This is a genomic window from Paenibacillus oralis (genome assembly GCF_003863965.1).
GTDB lineage: Bacteria > Bacillota > Bacilli > Paenibacillales > Paenibacillaceae > Fontibacillus > Fontibacillus oralis.
In genome coordinates, this window is sequence record NZ_RRCN01000001.1 from 5,825,071 (window position 1) to 5,840,535 (window position 15,465).

Annotated in this window: 15 protein-coding genes and 1 pseudogene; 3 read left to right on the top strand and 13 right to left on the bottom strand. The window is 48.8% G+C overall.

Going from position 1 to position 15,465, the window contains the following annotated elements; all coding sequences use genetic code 11:
• Positions 1-681 precede the first annotated feature (681 nt).
• The 8 genes from EHV15_RS25975 to EHV15_RS26010 all read right to left on the bottom strand — a co-directional run bounded on the left by EHV15_RS25975 (position 682) and on the right by EHV15_RS26010 (position 7,344).
• The gene (locus EHV15_RS25975) at positions 682-1,485 is read right to left on the bottom strand and encodes a DUF4367 domain-containing protein (RefSeq protein ID WP_128633780.1); all 804 of its coding nucleotides are present in this window, start codon (positions 1,483-1,485) and stop codon (positions 682-684) included.
• An 85-nt stretch (positions 1,486-1,570) separates the two neighbouring features.
• On the bottom strand, positions 1,571-2,575 hold the full coding sequence (locus EHV15_RS25980) for a DUF4367 domain-containing protein (protein WP_128633781.1): 1,005 nt from the start codon (positions 2,573-2,575) through the stop codon (positions 1,571-1,573).
• On the bottom strand, positions 2,544-3,116 hold the full coding sequence (locus tag EHV15_RS25985) for an RNA polymerase sigma factor (RefSeq protein WP_128633782.1): 573 nt from the start codon (positions 3,114-3,116) through the stop codon (positions 2,544-2,546). The genes EHV15_RS25980 and EHV15_RS25985 overlap by 32 nt, the downstream gene beginning before the upstream one ends.
• 127 nt (positions 3,117-3,243) lie before the next feature.
• Positions 3,244-3,900 carry a 3-oxoacid CoA-transferase subunit B gene (locus tag EHV15_RS25990; RefSeq protein ID WP_128633783.1) on the bottom strand — a complete coding sequence of 219 codons (657 nt, stop codon included), beginning with the start codon at positions 3,898-3,900 and terminating at the stop codon, positions 3,244-3,246.
• Positions 3,897-4,562: a CoA transferase subunit A gene (locus tag EHV15_RS25995; RefSeq protein ID WP_128633784.1), complete on the bottom strand. Its 666-nt coding sequence runs from the start codon at positions 4,560-4,562 to the stop codon at positions 3,897-3,899. The genes EHV15_RS25990 and EHV15_RS25995 overlap by 4 nt, the downstream gene beginning before the upstream one ends.
• Positions 4,563-4,602: 40 nt before the next feature.
• Complete coding sequence (locus EHV15_RS26000) at positions 4,603-5,343, bottom strand: acetoacetate decarboxylase (RefSeq protein ID WP_128633785.1); 741 nt, start codon at positions 5,341-5,343, stop codon at positions 4,603-4,605.
• 25 nt (positions 5,344-5,368) lie between these two features.
• Entirely contained in the window at positions 5,369-6,553 is a 1,185-nt protein-coding gene (locus tag EHV15_RS26005) for an acetyl-CoA C-acetyltransferase (protein ID WP_128633786.1), read from the bottom strand.
• A gap of 452 nt (positions 6,554-7,005) precedes the next feature.
• Positions 7,006-7,344 carry a DUF1801 domain-containing protein gene (locus EHV15_RS26010; protein WP_128633787.1) on the bottom strand — a complete coding sequence of 113 codons (339 nt, stop codon included), beginning with the start codon at positions 7,342-7,344 and terminating at the stop codon, positions 7,006-7,008.
• Between the two features lie 237 nt (positions 7,345-7,581).
• On the opposite strand from EHV15_RS26010, the gene EHV15_RS26015 reads away from it, so the two are divergent.
• Complete coding sequence (locus tag EHV15_RS26015; protein ID WP_128633788.1) at positions 7,582-8,088, top strand: DinB family protein; 507 nt, start codon at positions 7,582-7,584, stop codon at positions 8,086-8,088.
• A 752-nt stretch (positions 8,089-8,840) separates the two neighbouring features.
• Here EHV15_RS26015 and EHV15_RS26020 read toward each other — a convergent pair.
• From EHV15_RS26020 to EHV15_RS26030, 3 genes and pseudogenes are all read right to left on the bottom strand, one after another.
• Positions 8,841-9,023, bottom strand: coding sequence for a hypothetical protein (locus EHV15_RS26020; RefSeq protein ID WP_128633789.1), 183 nt, complete (start codon positions 9,021-9,023; stop codon positions 8,841-8,843).
• Positions 9,024-9,154: 131 nt separating this feature from the next.
• A pseudogene (locus EHV15_RS26025) lies at positions 9,155-9,782 on the bottom strand (DMT family transporter); the annotation flags it as partial.
• A gap of 267 nt (positions 9,783-10,049) precedes the next feature.
• Positions 10,050-10,679, bottom strand: a complete 630-nt coding sequence (locus tag EHV15_RS26030; RefSeq protein WP_128633790.1) for a TetR/AcrR family transcriptional regulator — start codon at positions 10,677-10,679, stop codon at positions 10,050-10,052.
• Positions 10,680-10,836: 157 nt separating this feature from the next.
• Between EHV15_RS26030 and EHV15_RS26035 the strand changes: the two genes are divergently transcribed.
• Positions 10,837-11,199 (top strand): winged helix-turn-helix transcriptional regulator, encoded by a 363-nt coding sequence (locus EHV15_RS26035; RefSeq protein WP_128633791.1) that lies wholly within the window; start codon positions 10,837-10,839, stop codon positions 11,197-11,199.
• 63 nt (positions 11,200-11,262) lie between these two features.
• On the opposite strand, the gene EHV15_RS26040 is transcribed toward EHV15_RS26035, so the two are convergent.
• On the bottom strand, positions 11,263-12,687 hold the full coding sequence (locus tag EHV15_RS26040) for a hypothetical protein (protein WP_128633792.1): 1,425 nt from the start codon (positions 12,685-12,687) through the stop codon (positions 11,263-11,265).
• Positions 12,688-13,013: 326 nt separating this feature from the next.
• Positions 13,014-13,892, bottom strand: coding sequence for a LysR family transcriptional regulator (locus tag EHV15_RS26045; protein WP_128633793.1), 879 nt, complete (start codon positions 13,890-13,892; stop codon positions 13,014-13,016).
• Positions 13,893-14,026: 134 nt separating this feature from the next.
• On the opposite strand from EHV15_RS26045, the gene EHV15_RS26050 reads away from it, so the two are divergent.
• A complete protein-coding gene (locus tag EHV15_RS26050; protein ID WP_128633794.1) occupies positions 14,027-15,454 on the top strand; it encodes a non-oxidative hydroxyarylic acid decarboxylases subunit C in 1,428 nt (475 codons plus the stop codon).
• The last annotated feature ends 11 nt before the right edge of the window (positions 15,455-15,465 follow it).

The following is a 15,465-nucleotide window of genomic DNA, read 5'->3' on the forward strand; positions in this document are numbered from 1 at the left end:
ACTTAATGGGTAGGGGTTAGCATGAACAGTCCGGGCGTTGCTGCAAATGGAAGGGTTCAGGCTACAGCAAAATCACGGTCTTTTCGTTTCCCCCGCGTTTTGTCCTTGATCTCCTGTCTTGATCTCTTGTCCGGTCTGTTTCACCTTTACTAAACCTGATTCATTCTCCTAAACCCGTCTAAGTTATCTCGAACCCATCTGCTTCTCCACCAAATATTTTCTTCTCCCGAGCTTGTCTGTTTCTCTGCTACCTGATCAAACGGGATAATCGTGCAAAGCGTCCGGACAGCGGGCGTTGATCTGCCGCCCAACCCAAGAAAAGAATACTTTACTTCGTTTGGCAGTTGATTTAGGTCGGGCTGATGGTCTATATCTTAATTCTTTGAAAACCTTCAGCTCAAGGACTCAAGCTGATTTTTGCTTTGCGAAAGTTGAGTAATATGGCAACCGTTAGAGTTTGAAATCAACGTTTTTGGAACAAATAGCGGTTGTGGCAACCGTTAGAATAGTTGTGTGGTGGCGCAACGGCAGTGCAACGCTAGTGCCATCTAACCCTATATTTTGGAAATAAACCCTCGGTAAATGAACCCAGCCCCATACAAATAGCCCCAAATCACAAAAAATCCCCCTAACCTCGGAGCTTCCGCCCAGGGTCAGGGGGATTTGCACATTCAATATTGACTATTCTTCCTGTGATTTAGATTTACTCTGCATGATGATGCTTTCCGCAACCGCTGCGAGATCTTCTTTCGTCAGCGGACTTTTCTTATACGTGGAAATCTCGTATTCCAGCTGGTTTTCCGCATCCTCCCATTTTAGCATGGTGGAGTAAAGGGCGTCCGAATTCGTGGAGTATAAAGCTTCGGTCCCGCCGATGCTCAGCTTTTCAAACTTCTCGCCCTTACCCGGCACCCGCGTGACTTCAGTAATTAACGGATGCATTTTTTTGGTATTGACCCGGATGATATCCGAATCTTTCGCGAAAACAAGCGCCGTTTCCCCGGCTTCGCTCCATTTTAGTTTTTTGGCGTAATATTTTTTCCCCTTCGCCTCCGCTTTGAATTCTTTTAACATCTTTTGATATGGTTCACTAAGAAAATGGTAATAGGGAGGCACGATTTCTCCAGTCTGAAAAACATACCCTTCCGGGAGCCATTCCGGCTGTTTTAATTCCGGCGCTTTGTATTGGGTCAACAGCTTCGTATATTCGTCGTAATCCGAACTGGTTATGGCGCGATAGTAGAATGAAAGCGAACTGTCAGTCCCATCATACAGCACGGTTAAATCGCCCGGCTTTTTCTCTTTGGAATGGACGATGTCCATCGCCGCTTTTTTCTGCTGTTCGAGACTGCTCTTCTTAGCAGCCGGCTGTGTTTTCGTCTGTTTCTGCGGCGCGGCGGCGGCAGAGGCAGTAAAGCCGCTTGCTGAGCTAAGCACCAGCAGGATGCTCGCAGCGGCGATGATCGTTTTTTTCGTAAGATTCATGGATAAATCTCCTTTCGGCCAGTCAGGCACATGGTTTTGTTTACCTGTATAACACCTGAACCGCCTGAAAAGGGACACTCCGGACTCACTTCACCATGCTCCCTGCGATGCGGATAAATTCGGACTTGGACAGGGTACTGCCCGGATTATCGTAAACGGAATAAAAGACCTCCGCGTCCTCATCCAGCCATTCCAACTTGTGCTTGTAGTTTACTTTATCCACCGCTTCCGCCTCCGCCTCCATATAAACCATCTCCTGCCCGCCTGCCGTCAGCTTCTCGAAGAACACGCCGTGGGGATGCATCGATACTACCGAGGAGAGATGTTTTTTCCGTACGAAGGCGTTGATATTGATTGTATCCTCCCCTTTGGCATAGCTGACATTCGCGCTGCCCGCTTTATTCCAGGACAGCGGTTTGATGAACAGTTTGGTGCCATTGGAAGAGGATTCCGCCATCCGGATAAATTCCGGCTCCAGCTTTTTCAGCTGATCCAAACTGGCCTCCCCTTCCGTCATACTCGGAAATACTTTTCCTGCTGCAAACGCGAACCCTTTAGGCAAATATTGGGGTTCAGGAAGCAGCGGTCCGGCAGTGATTTCAAGCTGCTGCTTCAATTCCGCGTAACTGCTGTACACCAGCGGTTTATATTCGGTTTTGACCTTATTGAACTTATCATAAGCATTCAGCGTCTCGTCATGGACGTAGTAGGCTACCAGTTCCCCCGGTTTGAGCTGGGTTTGGACATGCTCTTTGTATGCGGACAGCAGCTTCTCAAATGTCTTGGCATGCGGGGTATACTTATCCTCTCTAATTTCCTTCGTTTCAACAATCACTTCGCCTTTGGAGTTCAAGATTTGCACATACCGGGAAGCCGCGTAACCTGTTAAGGAGGTCAACACTAGAATGAGGCAGGTGATCATGACAATGGTTCCGGTCCGGTGCCGGACCGTTTTTTTGCCGCTGCGCCGTTCATGAAGTTCCCGAACCCGGTCCATCACGCTCTGGCGCACATCGACAGTGTCCGGCTCCTCTTGGATAAAAAGTTCCTTTATCGTTTCATCTTGAAGTGTGGCTTTGGCCTTTTGCATACCCCACGCCCCCTTTCTGCTCCATCAGCTTCTGCAGCTTCAGCCTCAAGCGGCCGTATTTTTTCTTAACCGCTTCCGCGCTTTTCCCGGAAATTTCTCCAATTTCGGCAAAAGATTTCTCTTCCAGCACCCGCAATATTAGCAAACTGCGCTCCTCCGCGCTTAAAGCGGTGATGGCGGACGAAAGCGGCTCTCCGAATAACCGGCCGGTGATCGTTTGCTCCGCGCTTTCGGTTACCGCATCCTGCCGGAACCAGCTCTGGAATTTACGCTGAACGCCGCGTTTGCGGAGCAGATTCAAACAATGGTAGTGCGCGATTCTGTATAGCCAGGGTGAAAAGCCAACGTTCGGTTCATACATGTGTAATTTTTCAAAGGCTTTGACCAGAATGTCCTGCACCGCATCCTCCGCCTCCTGCCGGTTTCCCAACATTCGGCTGCAATACCGGTACATCGGAGCCTGGAAAACTTCAACGATATGTACATATTTATTGATTTCGCCCGCTTTAACTTCCAGCACGCATTTTTCCACAAACTCCATGAAGCTGCCCCCCCCCTCTATCTAATGTATAACACTTAAGCAGCCGCAAAAGGGACACTTGATAAAAAAAAGAACAAGCCCCCTGGGAAACCTCTTCCCTCAAGGGCTTGTTCCGTTCCTACGACCTTTACACGGCAATCGCCTTCAAATGCGGTGAAACCATCAGCTCAGCCTCGGTAACCTTCTGCACGTCTTCCACCGACAAACCCGGAGCAATTTCCTTCAGCATCAGCCCTTTGCCCGGAATCACATCGATGACAGCCATTTCGGTTACTATGGTTTTTACAACATTTACTGCGGTCAGGGGCAGCTTGCATTGCTTCAGGATTTTCGGCGCCCCTTCTTTGTTCACATGCTCCATGGCTACAATCACCCGCTTGGCTCCGACCACCAAGTCCATGGCTCCACCCATACCCGGCACTTTCTTCCCCGGAATCATCCAACTGGCTAGGTTGCCCTTCTCGTCAACCTCCAGGGCGCCCAAAACGGTGATGTCCACATGCCCTCCCCGGATGATGGAAAAAGAAAGCGCACTGTCGATAAAACAAGCTCCTTTCACGGTTGTAACGTAGTTCCCGCCCGCATCGATACAATCGAGTGTTTCTTTTCCCTGAGCCGCTTTGGGGCCGACGCCGACGATTCCGTCCTCAGCCTGCAGCGTAATCTGCACGTTGTCCGGGATATAGTCCACCGCCATGGTGGGCATGCCGATTCCCAGGTTGACCACATCGCCGTTTTTGAATTCCTGGGCTATTCTTCTAACGATTAGTTCTCGGTTATTCATGCGTTTTCCCCCACCTTTACAATCGCGTCGACAAAAATTCCGGGAACGTTGACATGATTGGGATCAATGTCCCCTGCCTTTACGTACTCGTCCGTTTGCGCAATGACATACTCGGCCGCCGTAGCCATAATCAGATTGAAGTTGCGCGAAGAGCCGTTGATGACCAGATTCCCCGCTTCATCCGCCTTATGGGCGCGAATTAGGGCCACATCCGCTTTGAGCGGCAGTTCGAGCAAAAAATCTCTTCCGTCAATTTCCAGCTTCTGTTTTCCTTCCTCGACAACGGTGCCCACACCTACAGGGGTTAAGACACCGCCCAAACCGGCTCCTCCTGCACGGATTTTTTCCGCGAGCGTGCCTTGCGGGAAAAGCTGCACATCCGCTTCTTTCGTCATCAGGAGTCTCCCCGTTTCCGGATTGGCGCCGATATAGGAGGCAAAAATCCGCTTTACTCTGCCGCTTTTTACAAGCTCATAAATAGATAATTCCGCTGTGCCCGTGTCGTTGGAAATAATGGTAAGATTGCCGGCGGAATTGGCGTCGACCAGCGCGCGCACCAGATTCTCCGGGTAACCTCCCGCCAGAAAACCGCCGACCATCACCGTGTCTCCGTCTTTCACCTTCTTAACGGCTTCTTCCGCGGAGATAACTTTGTTCATCATGTTTCTCCCACCTTATCTATTTTTTTAGAAAAAGCAAACTTTATTGGAGGTAATCGTGGATGACTCTTGCATACGGCAGCGTTAAATCGGCGATAAAGTGTTTTCCGCCAACATAAGCTTTCACCGGCAAGTCGGCTACAGGAGCATTGACATGGGGGGTCAGGCTTAATCTGGCCGGCCCAGACCAGGCGCCTTTTACCGTGATGTCTTCGAGATTATACGCCGCTAACTGAGCAATTTTCGGGGTACCGTCAACATCGGGAATTAATTTCAAATTAACCTGGGTTTTGGCGATGGATTTAGCCGTCTCCTCTTGATCAAGAATGTGATATTTGAAAGGCATCGTTCCCATGGCTACCAGGGCGTTATTATAGTGCAATGTTCCTGTCAGCGTCTCGGTATCTTCAACTCTGAGGTGAGGTTTCGCCCATTTTTTCGGAAATCCCCAGATTTCCCGTCCCCCGAGAATAGCTGGCGCGTTATCCAAATACATTTGGGCGACAAAATTGCACGGTTCTCCCTGAAAAGTGCAAGGAATGACAATACCGCTTTCCTCATAGCTGCCCAAACCGGATGAATCGGGCATCTTGATCCATTCATACGAAACGGTATTGCTGCCATCCGGCTCAAGCGGTTCCGGGACCGCCTGTCTAATCGCGGCGGGATCGGATTCATAAGTAACAATAAAAAATTCCCGGTTGATGAAACGGCATGGCGGGCGCCCATAACTGGCACTGGCCGCAGGCATCGATTGCAGTGAAAGTACTTCTTTTTGATTCATAACGGTTTCGCTCTCCCTTTTCTATTTAAATGAGTGCATTCTCCACCAGCATCGCGATTCCCATACCCGTTCCGATGCATAACGAGGCTATGCCGTAACGCGAAGATCTTCGTACCATTTCATGAACCAACGTAACCAATACCCTGGCCCCGCTTGCCCCGACAGGATGCCCGATCGCGATGGCGCCGCCGTTGACATTCACCTTTTCCGGACTCAACCCAAGCTCTTTCAATACCGCTAATGATTGTGCGGCGAAGGCTTCATTAATTTCAAAAAGATCAATGGCATCAAGGGATATGTCCTGGCGCTTAAGAAGTGAGGAAATAGCTTTCACCGGACCAATTCCCATATAGGCAGGGTCAACGCCAACAAGCGAATAACCCTTGATATAGGCCAACGGTTTTAACGCGTGTTCCCTGCATTGGTCTTCCGACACAACCAGCGCGGCCGCCGCACCATCATTGATTCCCGAAGCATTTCCGGCGGTAACCGTACCGTTTTCCTTAAACGCTGGTTTTAATTGAGCAAGTTTTTCCGGGGTGGTATCTGCTCTTACGTGTTCATCCTCCGAGAAATAAATCGTTTCTTTTTTGCCTTGGATCGTGACCGGAACAATCTGTTCGGCAAAAACCTTCTTGTTTGTTGCCTCTGCGGCCTTGATTTGGCTTTCATAGGCAAATGCATCCTGCTCAAGTCTGGAAATTCCATATTTTTCGGCCACATTTTCCGCGGTAATTCCCATATGGTATTTATTGACCGGACACGTAAGGCCGTCGGCCACCACGGCGTCCACCAATTCACTGTGGCCAAGTTTATAGCCGTTTCTTGCCTTCCTTAGCAGATAAGGGGCGCTCGACATGCTCTCCATGCCTCCGGCCAAAACGATGCCGCTTTGTTCCGCCAATATGGAATCGTAGGCTAAAGCGACGGCATGAAGCCCTGAACCGCAAACCGTGTTTATCGTTGATGCGGGTATATCAATGGGAATCCCGGCTTTTAGCGCCGCCTGTCTGGCGGGATTTTGGCCAACGCCCGCCTGAAGAACATTCCCCATAAAAATTTGATCAATTAAAGCAGGTTCTATTTTGCTTTGCTGAAGGCATGCTGTCATCACGTTGGCTCCCAGTTCGGGAGCGCTTAAAGGCGCAAGGGTTTTGTTAAAGGAGCCGACCGCTGTTCTCAATGGGCTAACTAATGCAACTTTTTTCACAAAAGCTCACATTCCTTTCGCTGTTTTTAAATTCGTGATTTCCGCGGATTAAGAATCGCACCGACTTTTAAAATGCCTGGCAAGCGGGCATCTCACAGTGCATAGAATGGTGAGCATGACGACCTTGCGTTGTTCATCATTTTCAACTGCCTTCTTTCTTCCTTTAAATGGTATTAATAGCAGTTTTATCTTAGTCCTATTCTAAATTTTACTCAACATTCAAATACCTATATTCAGATATGTATCATCGCATATGCGCCAATATAATTAAGCTTTTCTAATAATTACTATTTATTTCTGGATTTTTCTACTATTTTCTAAATTTTTCTGATAATTTCTGTATTTTTCGGTAAAATGCTGAAATGTCAATGACAAAAAGGTCCAAGACGTTACCCAACGCCATGAACCTTTTTGTCGAAGAGGATTATTACAAACCCTAACTGTTCGGTTTGCTACAACGTACTGGAAGCTTGAGTCAATAACCGGGCCAACATCTCATAGTCGGGTGTATCGCCTTCGCGTATTTTCAGCCACTTCCGTTCGGCCGGGCCTTCGAATCCTTTGGGAAACTCCAGACCGCCCGCATTCATAATCATGAACGCAATCGCATCCTTGGAGGGCGAGATCACCGCCGCGTAATGGCCATTTTTCAGAAAATGCGGTTTTTTGTACTGAATGCGTTCCTCGACTTCGGGGATCGATTCATGGACCATCTGGCGTAGTCTTTCGCATAATTCAGCCTGCCAAACATGGCTCAAGTTTTCGATATACGCGGTAACTTCCTGGTTCAATTGATAACTCTCCTTTTCCAATTAAGATGCAACACAATGTATTCCTAGTGGTCATTTTAACATAAAGATATCCAAATTCATTTCTTTCAAATTGCTATTTATGTCAAACTTAAACCTTCCCCCTCACATTTGAACAATTTCCTAACTTTAGTACAATAGAAAAGTAGGCTACTTTTGGAAAGCTGTTAGGGATTGAGGAGCGCCTATTAAACTTTCATGAATGGGAGAGTGTGGTAAATGTATACAACTGTCAAAGAGTTTCTTAAAGATTGGGAGCAGGAAGCATCGCTTACGTTGCTGGTATTGGACAAACTGACAGATGCTTCGTTGAATCAGGCGGTGTCGGAGGCACAGCCGCGTACGCTTGGCGAAATCGCCTGGCATGTCACTCAGAGCGTCAGCGTATTTTTTAACCAGATCGGGCTGCAGCAGGAGATTCCCACACCGGAAAGCGGTTCCTCGTCGGCCATCTCAGAGGCCTACCGCCGTGCAAGCGAATCGGCAATTGCAGAAATAAGCGCAAACTGGGCGGATAAGGACGACAAGTTGCAAGAGCCGATTAAGCTGTTCGGCTTCATGGACACCACCGTTGCCGGTGTATTGAAAACGCTCGTTCGCCATCAGATTCACCACCGCGCTCAAATCACGATATTGATGCGTCAGGCGGGACTGGCGGCACCGGGCGTATACGGGCCAAATGAAGAAGAAACGGCGGCGATGAAGGCGGCACGCGCCAAGTCTTAACAAGTTATGATAAACCCTCGTTCCTAGAAATGGAGAACGAGGGTTTTCAAGTTGCAGCTTCTCAAGCAAGCCCATCATTCTAACGGTTGTCACAACCGCTATTTGTTCCAAAAACGTTGATTTCAAATTGTAATGGTTGCCATGGCGCTTATTTCACTTCAAACCGGCCAATTTTGCATAGATTAGGGCAAAGAACGGCGCTCACAACCGTTAGAAGTTGGAAAAGGTCTTTTTTCGTAAAATAACAGCTGCTACAACCGTTAGAGTTCCGGCGGGCGATAGTACCGGTTCGAAAACTTGAACTTTGGTGGGAAAGCTGGAAAGTATCAGGGCTACAAGTTGTCTTGTCCAAGCGTTAACTCCAAACGAATGTGCTTTCTCAGCTCTGTCTATTCCAGCTTTCTTGATCCATTGTTGAATGGAATAGTTGTAAAATGTACAGTTACTTATCCGTGAATGCTGCCACAGCGCTTTTTAAGTGTAAAACCTGCAATTACTCCGCCATCTTTTGAAGATGAGGCAAAGAAACGAGGAAATAATTGCATGAAATGCAATTAAACAAATAATTGGGTAAATGGATCTAAAGTTAGTTGTATGATTTGCAATTAATGGTTAGAGCCAAGCCGATTTATGCTCTGTGAAAGTTGATTTAGTCTACCCTACCATACACAGATTCTTAGATCAGACTAACTTCGGACCGTAGGCCAACTCACACAGGCCATGGAGGGGCTGCAGCTTGAAGCCGCCCCCTCCTATCCGCCATATGATGTGCTGCACAGCCCGGACATGGAAGAAGCAGCGGTGAGCGCCCGCTGGAGGCGGAGGAGCAGGAACGGCTGCCCGAACTGCTGCAGCTCCGCAAGCTGGACGTGTTCCTGAACTTCCTGCACCGCTATCAGGCCGGGCTTGATCCGGCTCAGGTCCTTCAGGACCACAACGCAAAAATCCGCGGCCGTATGCCGTTTTATCAGCTCGCAAGCCGATTGGATCCGCAGCCTGTGAGCCGGAAATATGAAAAAAGAAACCTTTGGACTTTTGCGATCCGCAGGTTTCTTTTTGTGTTATTCTACTTTTTTTCCCGGATAACTAATAAAACACCAACTAAAATCAACATTGAACCTCCCCAAAGGTGCCGCCTATACTTTCTCCTAACAAAAGCCATCCAAGCCATGTTCCTACTAGCGGTTGAAAAAAGAAATAATCCCCAAATATAACACCCCGCCCCAAATGGTCGGATGGGTCAGCTGCGAGAAATCAACTTCGCCTAAATTCATCCAAACAAACGGAGTCAAGATGATGATGGCAACCAAAATGGAGTAAGTGGTCACCACAATGGAGTAAGTGGTCACCACAATGGGAGAGTAATCGCTTGGAACACATTTTAAAAGAACAGACATCAGCGCCCATGTTAAAGCAGCAATAAGCAGCGAAATTCCACCAAGTTGATTAGTCATGTCAATCTGACCGTTTCCCACAATCATGAAAACTCCGATGGTCGCTAACGCCACAGATATTCCCTTTTTGAAACCCAACCGTTCTTTCAGCAATATCCTGGCAAAAATCACCATAAATGCAGGTGTCGAAGAAGTAATAATTGCTCCCATTTGGGCCGAAGATAAGTTGGTGCCTATTTCTTGCGTAACAATCGAAATCGTATTGCCAATGATCCCAATGATTATGATTAATAGAAGATCAAGAACCTAACAAAGTGTTTTTCAATTTTTGCACCCTCCGTTTTAAGTTTAGGTCAATAAAAGCCCCTAACGGAGAGAAGTAGTCACCTTAACTCCACTAAGGGCGGAGAAGTGCTACTGGTACATCATTTTCAAATAATGGAGTCCAAAGCATGTTAATTCACCTCTGTCATAAATGTGGAATATCCAATATCCGATATAAGTTCATGGAAGGACAGCTTCACCATCTGCATGGATACGTAAGGTCAGACATATAATTTGTCCCGCTCAAACGCTCCCCTGTTTGCCCGCCTTAGCAGCTAACGCATCCCAGACGCTCATCAGCTCTGTGATGGCTGCGTCAATGACCTCGTAAGGAACGCCGTCCCGGGCTTGTGTCGAAATTCCTCGTAGAAAGGTTTCAAATAAAATAACCACCATGGATATATCCGTGGATACAGGCAATTCCCCGTTGGCTACGGCCCGTGCTATGCAATCATTCAGCCAACCGCGGACCCTCTCCCGTTCCTTGGCCAGCATCTCCATGATGTGCTTTTGCTCGGGAGAACAATTTACGGCAGACAAAACCAGCAGACAACCCAAAGGATGGGAGTTCTCCGTCTGCATCTGCGCCGATTGCCGCAACCCTAGTTCCATGGCCTCTTTCGCTGATATGCTCGTATCCCTGAAAATTTCCGAAACATGTCCATAAGTCGATATATATCGATCCACCGCTTCGCGGAAAAGCGCTTCCTTGGACTCGAACGCCGCGTAAAAACTCGCCGCCGATATATTTCCCATCCCCGCCCGCAACTGAGCCAGTGAAGTGGATTCATAGCCGTATTCCCAGAACAGAAGCATGGCGGCAGCCACTGCCTCGTCACGATTAAAGGCGCGTGGGCGTCCCGTTCGTGGCATAAGATGACCTCCCTTATTATTTTTATACTAATCGATCCACAACTCCTTGACAAGGGAGCATGCCTCAACTTAATATATGGAATGATCAATCCGTAATTTAATTCAGATTAAGGAAGAAATTTTACTTCAATACTTCTGAAAAGGGATGTGTTGATAGATGATCAACTTTAGAAACGAAACTTATCGCTGTACCTCGGAAATTGTACTCGGCTTAATCAGCGGGAAATGGAAAATCGCCATTTTAAACCACTTAGCCCAAGGCCCGGTACGGTATAATGAGCTACGGCGGCTGCTCCCTGAAGCGACCCAGCGCATGCTTACGATGCAGCTCAAAATGCTGGAAAGCGACGGACTCATTATCCGCAAGGTTTATCCGGTTTCACCACCAAAAGTGGAATATGATTTGTCCGAGCTCGGCAAACAATTGGCTCCCATGCTTTTGATGTTATGCGATTTTGGCACCACCTATATCGAGAGCTATCCCAATGAAGTTTCGTACACCAATCATAAGCATGCTTAAAGAAAATTAGCCAAGAGGTACCCTGAGAGGGCACCTCTTGACCGCCTATCCTCCTTTTTAGACTCACAGTACCAAAAATTGCGTTCCGAACCCCTTGCCGGAAACATAAGCCGCTTCCAGCTCCTCCTGATCCCCTGTGTCCAATAAAACCACATTTTCGGGATACAGCTTCCCAAGCAAAGCCCATAACACAAGCTCATTTCCGCCGGTCGGAATAAAATGAATGCCATCTGCATTCGTTACCAATCCGGAATGCGAGAATATATCTACCACCCGATGCAAGCCAATGGATGTTCGCTTTACCAATGCGGCATCAGCGTTGTCGTTCCCATGCGGACGATATAAAAACCGATGTCCCCGAAAAAGCTGACCGAGGTCTACCGTAAATTCACGGCCTTCCATTTCCAGGCTGAACCGTAGGGTTGTTCGATCGTCCTCCCTATTTGGCAGCAACCGGGCGATGGATGGTTCATCGTAAAGCTCTCCGGAAATAGGAAGCGCGGCCTTGTCCACCAGTGCACCCTTTCCCGCTTCGTTACGCGGCGCGGCATAATAGTCTTCATATTCATAATCGAAAGAAATCGCGGCCAAATCTTGTGTTTCATTCGGCGCTATGGTTTGTGCCGGATGCCACTTCAGCAGATAGCGCGCCGCCGTCCCGGCCGGTTCTCCCAAACCCGCCGGCAAGACGGTTCCCAGACGGTATTGGAAGCCGTAACCGGCTTTGGTTAGCCCTGAGCTGACCACACTTTGCGCATACTGGACCATCGATTTGTGCGTCAATTTTTTCCCGAGCAATTGCGTTAAAAAGACCTCCCGGGCCGGCTCCAGAAAACGCAGCCCTTTGAACCCCGTATATTCCTTGACTTCAAAAGGAACTTCCTCCCAATTGGCGAACGGAAGCAAGGCATCCCGCAGCAAAACGAATTGGTGCAGGTATTCATTGTAAATCTGCATGACCCGCGGGCCGCCGAAGGGTCCCCAAACCTGAGCAATCGCCTCTGGGATCAGGGTATGACCATAACAGTGGCTGCGAAATTCCAACTTGCCTAGCGTTTCCGGCCCATACTTAGCCAGCGTCTTCTTTTCGGCATTAATTTCCCGGGCCCAGCTTACCAATTGCTCGCCGATGCGCACCGCCTGAGCCGTAATCTCGGCGCCAGCTTTATCCTCAAGAGCCAATGGCCCTAGCGGCAAAGATGACACGCGCCCGGAAATCGCCAAATTGGCCTGAAGGCTGTCCAAGAGCACCGTCGGATCGCTGTTCACCGGTTCGCCAAGCTGTACCAGCATCGCCTCGAGCATCTTATCGAGCTCCTTAACGACCTCTTTTGCACGATATACTCCTGCAGGCAAATTCCAATCCAAGGCCGCGTTTACGCCTTGTCTGATGGAGTCGCCGGGATATTTGCCAATGAGCGGCTCAATATCGATAGCCTTCCCCCATACAATTCGCTTATCTTTCAAAGTAAGTTGATATTCCTGCATACTTTCGCACCTCACCTAAGTGGTTTTTAACGACCGTCGTATTTGGCGAATTATGGATCGATCGTTCTGTATGTAGGTTATCAGGTTCCCCAACGCTTGAACAGTACGCACTTTTTTGTATGATCGGATCATTTTTGTAAGGTAGGATACATTTTGATACTGGGGTTATTTTGAACATTAATTGCGGCGCAACCTAAAAATCGGTGCTTGACGGCGCTTGATTTCGGCGAAATAAGGTTATTTCAGCACTAGCTAATATTAGTTCAAGGATAGGACGGCTGAATTAGGAGATTGGAAAATATCGTCTTGCTATTAATACAAAATGCTCATTTAAACAACTCCAGATATTCTTTGGCCGCTTTGGACAAGTACCCGCTGCTGCGGTAAAAGACAAACGGCTCGGAGCAAAGCGGACAGTCGGTGATTTGCAAAACTTTGTAATGGCCTGGCGGACTTAAATCCAACACGGATTTAGGAAGCAATGCCGCTCCGAATCCGCTGGTAACCATGCTGAGCAGCATCGCTGAGTCATGGCATTCACATAATATGTGCGGAACCTCGCCCAGATCGGCAAAACACTTCATAATCCGCCCGTACATCCCATCACTGCTGGCAGAGCGCAGCACAATCAGAGGCAGGCCGGCAATTTGTTGAAACCAAACCGTTTCCCGCTCACGGTCCGCAAAACTCCAATGTTTGGGAACCACCAGTACAAAAGGGTCCGGCGGCAAGCGAAACGAGCTCAGGCCCTTTACCGGAAGCGGGCTGCTGCTAATCGCGATGTCTATCTCCCTGTTCTCCATCAATTCTCCCAGGCGGACCGGGTCCCCTTCCCAGACTTTATACTGCATATCGGGGTATTTTACGCGCATGCGCCTCATGTTGGACAGCATTAATGACGCACAGTACAGACTTGAACCCACGGAAATGAATCCGTGCGCCTCCTTGTTCATTTCCCGCATTTCCGTTACCAGCTCCGAGAAACTGGCGAGCAGATGCTTGGCGTTTTTATAGAGCATTTCCCCTTCAGGAGTCAGACTTACCTTCCGTTTATGCCGTTCAAACAACAATACGCCAAGTTCGTCCTCCATCCCCTTAAGCTGCTTGCTAAGCGGCGGCTGCGCCATATGCAGCCTTCTTGCCGCCGCCGTGATTTTGCCTTCCTCCGCAATCGCCACAAAGTATTTCAACTGTCTGATATCCATAGAGGGCGCCTCCAATCCATATATAGCCAAAAAGTATGTACAACATAGCTAACAGATATTTTAACTATACTAACTCTCGCTCTACACTTTGTATGTAAGAAATTTAATAAACAACCAAGGAGGTAAACCGCTTTATGGCGTATCAAGATCTCAGGGAATTTCTAAGTGTACTTGAACAGGAAGGGCAGCTGCTGAACATTGAAGAAGAGGTTAAACCCGAACCCGACATTGGAGCGGCCGGACGCGCTGTGGCTAATTTAGGGGGAAGCTCGCCGGCGCTTTTGTTCAACAACATTTACGGATATCAGAACGCGCGCATCGCGATGAACATGATCGGTTCCTGGGAGAATCATGCGCTGATGCTCGGACTGCCGAAAAACACACCGGTCAAAGAGCAGTTTTTTGAATTTGCCCGCAGATTTGCCAAGTTTCCGGTTGCCGTAAAACGTGAGACCAAGGCGCCTTTTCAGGAAAACCAAATCACCGAGGATATCAATCTGTTTGAACTTTTTCCTTTGTTCCGGCTGAACCGGGGGGACGGCGGATTTTACATCGATAAAGCCGTCGTAGTCTCACGGGACCAATACGACCCTGAACATTTCGGCAAGCAAAATGCCGGCGTTTACCGCCTTCAGGTGAAAAACAAAGATACCTTGGGCATTCAGCCGGTGTCCCAGCACGACATTGCCGTTCACCTCCGCCAGGCGGAAGAAACAGGGCAAAATCTCAAAGTGGCGATTGCGCTGGGTTGTGAACCGGTGATTACCACCGTGGCAGGCTCGCCGATTCTGTACGACCAGTCCGAATACGAAATGGCCGGAGCGATCCAGGAGGCGCCTTATCCGATTGTCCGTCTGGAGCACGGAAACCTGGATGTGCCTTGGGGAGCCGAGATTGTGCTGGAAGGGGAAATCATCTCCCGTTACCGGGAGTTTGAAGGTCCGTTCGGCGAGTTCACCGGACATTATTCCGGAGGACGCGCGATGCCGGTGATCAAAATTTCAAAAGTTTACCACCGCACCCAGCCGATTTTTGAACACCTGTATCTCGGCATGCCCTGGACGGAAATTGATTACATGATGGCGATCAACACCTGCGTTCCATTGTACCAGCAACTGAAAGACGCCTATCCCGAGGAAATCGTGGCGGTAAATGCGATGTATACACACGGGCTGCTGGCCATTATTTCCACCAAAACCCGCTACGGAGGATTTGCCAAAGCCGTGGGTATGCGCGCATTGACAACACCTCACGGACTGGGCTACTGCAAAGTCATCATCGTCGTCGATGAGGATGTCGATCCGTTTAATCTGCCCCAGGTCATGTGGGCCATCTCCACGAAAATGAACCCGAAATATGACGTCGTTGTCATACCGAACTTATCCGTTCTGCCGCTTGATCCGGGTTCCGACCCCACCGGCATCACCGATAAATTGATCATCGATGCGACCACGCCAAAAGCACCAGAAACGCGGGGCCATTATTCGCAGCCGCTCGACTCTCCGCTAGATACGGACGTATGGGAGAAAAAGCTGGCTGAACTGCTGCTCAGACAGAAATAACCGTGCGACCT